This is a genomic window from Bradyrhizobium sp. (assembly GCF_017881085.1).
Classification (GTDB): domain Bacteria; phylum Pseudomonadota; class Alphaproteobacteria; order Rhizobiales; family Xanthobacteraceae; genus Bradyrhizobium.
The window spans coordinates 1-5,525 of sequence record NZ_JADGRI010000338.1; the positions used below are offsets into that span (position 1 = coordinate 1).

General features: G+C 60.9%; 6 protein-coding genes and 2 pseudogenes. 3 read left to right on the top strand and 5 right to left on the bottom strand.

What is annotated here, in order from left to right; genetic code table 11:
• The coding region (locus QZ213_RS23795; protein ID WP_291688529.1) for an NAD-binding protein at positions 1-537 on the top strand (537 nt) is incomplete at its 5' end.
• Between the two features lie 52 nt (positions 538-589).
• The gene (locus QZ213_RS23800) at positions 590-1,663 is read left to right on the top strand and encodes an amidohydrolase family protein (protein WP_291688530.1); all 1,074 of its coding nucleotides are present in this window, start codon (positions 590-592) and stop codon (positions 1,661-1,663) included.
• A 12-nt stretch (positions 1,664-1,675) separates the two neighbouring features.
• Here the strand turns inward: QZ213_RS23800 and maiA are convergent, their stop codons facing one another.
• Positions 1,676-2,335, bottom strand: coding sequence for a maleylacetoacetate isomerase (gene maiA, locus QZ213_RS23805; RefSeq protein WP_291688531.1), 660 nt, complete (start codon positions 2,333-2,335; stop codon positions 1,676-1,678).
• Positions 2,336-2,454: 119 nt separating this feature from the next.
• Here maiA and QZ213_RS23810 point away from each other — a divergent pair.
• Positions 2,455-2,750, top strand: a pseudogene (locus QZ213_RS23810) (sulfatase-like hydrolase/transferase); the annotation flags it as partial.
• 128 nt (positions 2,751-2,878) lie between these two features.
• Here QZ213_RS23810 and QZ213_RS23815 read toward each other — a convergent pair.
• From QZ213_RS23815 to QZ213_RS23830, 4 genes and pseudogenes are all read right to left on the bottom strand, one after another.
• Positions 2,879-4,144 carry a CoA transferase gene (locus QZ213_RS23815; protein WP_291688532.1) on the bottom strand — a complete coding sequence of 422 codons (1,266 nt, stop codon included), beginning with the start codon at positions 4,142-4,144 and terminating at the stop codon, positions 2,879-2,881.
• Between the two features lie 130 nt (positions 4,145-4,274).
• Complete coding sequence (locus QZ213_RS23820; protein WP_291688533.1) at positions 4,275-4,703, bottom strand: GNAT family N-acetyltransferase; 429 nt, start codon at positions 4,701-4,703, stop codon at positions 4,275-4,277.
• 230 nt (positions 4,704-4,933) lie between these two features.
• Positions 4,934-5,227: a hypothetical protein gene (locus QZ213_RS23825; RefSeq protein WP_291688534.1), complete on the bottom strand. Its 294-nt coding sequence runs from the start codon at positions 5,225-5,227 to the stop codon at positions 4,934-4,936.
• 5 nt (positions 5,228-5,232) lie between these two features.
• Positions 5,233-5,525: pseudogene (locus tag QZ213_RS23830) on the bottom strand (hypothetical protein); the annotation flags it as partial.

A 5,525-nucleotide genomic window follows, 5' to 3' on the forward strand; every position in this document is an offset into this window, starting at 1 on the left:
CCGGTCGGTGGCAGCACGGCCCCGGCGAAAGAAGGCAAGCTGCTCGGCCTTGTCGGCGGGTCAAAGGCCGATGTCGCCCGGGCGATGCCGATCATGGAGCAAATGTGCCGCCGCGTCGAACATGTCGGCGACATCGGCACCGGCTCGATGATGAAACTCGCGGTCAACCTGCCGCTCCTGGTGTACTGGCAGGCGCTGGGCGAGGCCTTGACGATCTGCAAGCCGCTCAATCTTCCGGCCGACCGGCTGATCGACATCCTGACCGACACGTCAGGCGCGCCCACCGCCATGAAGGGCCGCGGCCCCGTTATCGCCAAGGTGTTGGCCGGAGCGCCGCTTGGCGAGACGGCGTTCGGCCTCAATGCAGCAAAAAAAGATCTCGACTATGCGGTCCAATTCGGCGCGTCCCTTCATGCCGAGATGCCGGTCACCGCCAGCGCGCTCGCCTGCTATGAGGAAGCCGAAGCTGCGGGCCTTGGCGATGCCGACGCCACCGCGGTATCGACCCGCTGGACCCAGCGCAAGGCCAAGTCATAATTCCGTCAATCGTCACGCCCCGCAAATTCATTCAATCGCAGAGTCCCTTCAAATGATTGATCGCAAGAACCGCTATGGCCGCACCGCCGCACGTATCAACGACGCCGACGGCCTCGCCCGGCGGCCGTCTTCCGCCACGATCGACATCCATGCCCACATCGTGGTCCCCCAGGCCGCCAAGCTGGCGCAACCGCATGTCGATATCAGCCGGATCCCGCTGGCGTATTTTGCGGACGCCGCGACCAAGGAAATCAATGCGCAGCAGGAGAAGGACGTCGGCGAGGTCATGACCACGATCGACCGCCGCCTGTTCGATCTCGACAAGATGGGCATCGACATCCAGGTCGTGGCGCCAGCGCCTGGGCAGTGTTACTACACGATCGATCCGAAAATCGCCGAAGCCGCCCATCGCCTCGCCAACGACGGCGTCGTGGAATATTGCTCGCGCAAACCCGATCGCTTCGTCGGGCTGGGCGTGGTCACCCTGCAGGAGCCGGAAATCGCGGTCCGCGAACTCGACTACATCATGAAGGATTTGAAATTAAAGGGCGTCGAAATCCTGACCAATGTCGACGGCCAGGAATTGTCCGATCCGAAATTCCGCCCCTTCTTCGCCAAAGCTGAGCAGCTCGGAGCGTTCATCATGATGCATCCGAACGGATTCACCCACGGGGAACGGCTGACCCATTTCTATTTCAACAACGTGCTCGGCAACCCCCTCGATACGACGCTCGCGCTTCACAATCTGATCTTCTCGGGAACGCTGGCTCGCTTCCCCGATTTAAAGTTGATGGCCGTGCACGGCGGCGGTTATCTGCCGGCCTATTCCGGACGGATCGATCACGCTTGGGGCGCGCGTCAGGATTGCCACGCCGATCTGCCATTGCCGCCGACGACCTATCTGCGGCAGGTCTATCTCGACACCGTGGTGTTTTCCTATCACCAGCTCGCCTATCTGATCGATGTGTTCGGTCCCGACCGGATCGTGATGGGCACCGACTATCCCTTCGATATGGGCGAATATAACCCGGTCGGACATGTCGCGGGCGTGCAGGGCATGGATGAGGCGACGCTAGCCCAGATCGCCGGTGGCAATGCCGCGCGGGTACTCGGACTGGATGTCTAGGGCGTCGCCGCTTTAGTGGCGTGCGCCTGAAGTCTTGTATCCCGGTTGTTCGTACGGATGGGATGTTGCGAAGGCCGGTATCGCAAAGCAGCGGTCGGCCAGGCGCGCTACCACCGGAAAGGCGCTCAGCTCCAGTTTGAGATATTGCGCGGTTACGACATGTCCGGCGATGCAGATATCCGCAAGGCCCGGTTCGGCGCCCAGGGCAAAAGGCGCAGGCACGCGGCGGGCGAGCAGTCGCTCATAGGTCGCAAGCCCTTCGGTTGTCCAATGCGTGCCCCAGTCCTCGATTGCTTTGGCATCGGCGCCAAACGTTGCGGCGATATGATTGCGGACACGCGGCGTCACCAGCGGATGCGCATCGGCGACCGTCATCAGCGCCAGCGAGCGCGCATAGGCGCGTTCCCTGGAATCCTGCGGCAGCAGCCGCGGTTCGGGCTGAATATCATCGAGGTATTCCATGATCGCCAGGGACTGGAAGATGGAATGGCCGTCGTGAATGAAGGTCGGCACCACACGCTCGGCGTTGACGGCCTCATAGCCCGGCTTGAACTGCTCACCGGAAAGGATGTCGATCGAGGTTTCCTCGAATGCCAATCCCTTCAGCCGCAAAGCCACCCGGACCCGAAACGACGCAATCGACCGCCAAAATCCGTAAATTCGTAAGCTCATCGGAGTCCCCTTGAATAGCCGTTATTCTGCGTCATCCCGAAACCTTGTTGCCAGCCAGCTAAGCTGATTGTTATCTGCCGGGCAATATCTCTCCAACAACTGAAAATTACCGAGGAGAAATGTCCCGACCCAAGAACGTCCTCTGGATCATGTGCGATCAGCTTCGCTTCGATTATTTGGGGTGCACGGGACACCCCACCCTGAGGACGCCGAATATCGGCGCCATGGCCACGCGGGGCGTGCGCCTTTCGAATGCCTATGTGCAGTCGCCGATCTGCGGGCCGTCGCGGATGTCGTTCTATACCGGCCGCTGCGCGTGGGCGAGCCGACGCTGGGCGATCATCTCGAGAAAATCGGCATGCGCAATGTGCTGGTCGGCAAGACCCATATGACGCCTGACCTCGAAGGCCTGAAGATGCTCGGAAACGAGGAAGCTGAACGGCAATCCCAAAAACAAAAAAAGCCCGGCGGCCATCAGGCCACCGGGCGGTATGCGATCTCGTAAGTGTGGTGCGTGCTCCGATACCCCGCGAGGAGGACGGTTCACACGTCAGCCGTTGTCCGTACCATCCCAAAAACCCCCGCTTCGGAGAGCGCAGCGATACGCGCATCGTCATAACCCAGCGTCTTGCGCAGGACTTCCTTCGTGTGCTCGCCGAGCAAGGGCGCGGCGACAGGGTCGACCACCGGCGTCAGGGCGAGATTGATCGGCGGTTCGATATTGGGGACTGAGCCCGCGGCCGGGTGCGAAATCCGGCTGACGCGATGGCGCTCGCGTACTTCCGGCGAGTTGAAAGCCTCCTCGACGGTGCGAAGAAACCCGACGGGAATGTTGGCCGTCTTCATCTTCGCTACCCAGTTCTCGCGAAGGTCCTGCACAAATATCCCGGTAAGGATCGCGCGCAGCTTCTCCTTGTTGGCCGTTCGCGAGCGCCGGTCGCCGAATTCGCCGCTGGCGAGATCGGCGCGGCCGAGCACTTCTATGACGAGGCGGCGATACAGCCGGTCATTGGCGCAGGCGATATAAAACGGCGCGTCGGAAGCCTCGTAAACGCCGACGGAGGGCGACCCGTTTGGCGAATTACCCTGGCGACTCGGATTCACGCCGGTCATCAAGTAAGCCATGCCGTAGAATTGTGTCATCGCCACCGCAGTGTCGAACAGCGCCACTTCGACATGCTGGCCGCGGCCGAGCCGATCGCGGGCGAACAACGCCAGCAGGATGGCGTTGCAGGCCGACATGCCCGTCAGCAGGTCGACTGCGGGTGGTCCGGTCCGCACCGGTGGCCCATCCGGAAAGCCGTTGAGCGACATAAACCCGCTTTCGGCCTGGGTGATCGGATCGAAGCCCGGACGGGATGCAAATGGCCCCTGGCGGCCGTAAGCCGAGATCGAGCAATAGACCAGGCGGGGATTGCCCGGCGCCACTGACGCATAGTCGATGCCATATTTCTTCATCACGCCGGAGGAGAAGTTCTCCACCACGACATCCGCCCGCGCGATCAACTCGCGCGCCACTTCGCATCCCTCGGGCTTGGTGAGGTCAAGCGCGATGCCGCGCTTGTTTCGGTTGAGACTGACGAAGGCAGCACTTTCGCCCGCGAGATCGGCATGTTCATAGTGCCGCGTATCGTCGCCACCGTCGGGGTTCTCGATCTTGATGACTTCGGCGCCAAAATCGGCCAGCGTTTGCGTGCAGGCCGGACCAGCAACGACCCGGGTGAAATCCACCACCAGCAGACCGTCGAGCGCGGTTGGCGCGCCCTTTGTTCGTGGCGCGCGGTCGGGCAATTGCGGTCTGGCAGTCATGATCGGTCTCTTCCCTTCCGGTTCTCATTGGCGCCACGGCCGACAGCGCGAGTCGAGTTTAGGGCCTATTTCCGGAAGGGCAATGTTGGCAATAGCTTGGGGGCATGCGCGAATCGCGTCCTACGGCATTTCATTTGATGGATTTGCGCCAATATAGCGTATTCGGCCAGGCCCATGGATCCTGCGGCCGGTACAACCGATAGCCGGCCCGAATGAAGTTGTTTGCGGAGGCAAGATTATCCGTCGTATCCGACACGATGCAGCCCCACCCATTGTGCCGCGCCCGTGATTCGAGCGCCCTCATCAGTCGCAGTTGAAGGGCGTTGCCGCAGTGTTTTCTCAGCACACCTACCCGGCAAAAATATCCGGCGTTGACCGCATGGGTCGACGGGACAACCCCGGCAAAGGCAACCGGGATCGCATCGCAAAATGCGAGCCACCAGTGCCCGTGATCGAATTTAGGAATGGGAGCGCCGCCAAAGAATGTCAGTTGATGAAGGTCGGCGAGCGCGTCGGCGATTTCGTCGTCATGCCCGTCGACCTCGCGTATCCTGTACATCGGCTTCAAACCCTCATCCCTTGAACCGCATTTGTCTTCTTGCTCAGCGCGGAGGCCGGTTCGCACCGCCGGGCTTTTTCGATTTCTTTTTCGGAAAATGCCCCTTGCCCTCGCCCAGGACCCAACGGCCGCTGCGCCGTATTGAGCCGCGTCCTGCCGAATCAACCAGCGGGGAACGGCATGTGCTGGGACGGGCCACAGCAGCGCTGCGGTCACCAGGCAGGAGCGCATCATTTGCCGAGCACGACCTTGATGCCGAGCCAAACAGCCCCGACAAAGCCGGTGACGATCACGGTGATGACGGCCTTAAATGTGTAACTCTGCGCCTGCTCGACGCTCTTGCGCCACCGCCGCAAATGTTGAAAATCCGCGCGCAGTTCTTTCCGGTCCTCCTCCTCGATTCCGAACGAGGTCAGGATGGTCGCGATGGTCCGGAGGACCAAGGCGTCGATCTCCTCGTAGTGAAGTCTCTGCTGTTCGGCCAACGTTTCGGCAACGACGGTCCGGATATCCTCATCACGCATGGTATTCATCGCTTGATGATCCTGGCCACGTTCTCGAAACCACGCTTGGCAAAGTAGAACGACACAACTAGATTCGATGTAACCGAGGCGAACCCGGCGAGTGGATCGGTGGTTCCCAGCCCGAGAACCTTGTCCCAGACGAGCAACTTACCAAAATAGAGAGCGACGAAATATCCCATCAGCTTGTCGGGCTCGTACCGCTGGCCAAGAAGCTGGCAAGCGAGTTGGAGGACTGAACCATGGCAAAAGCCAAACCGTTTGATCCGGCTGACTACCTCGACAGCCCGGAAATGATCGC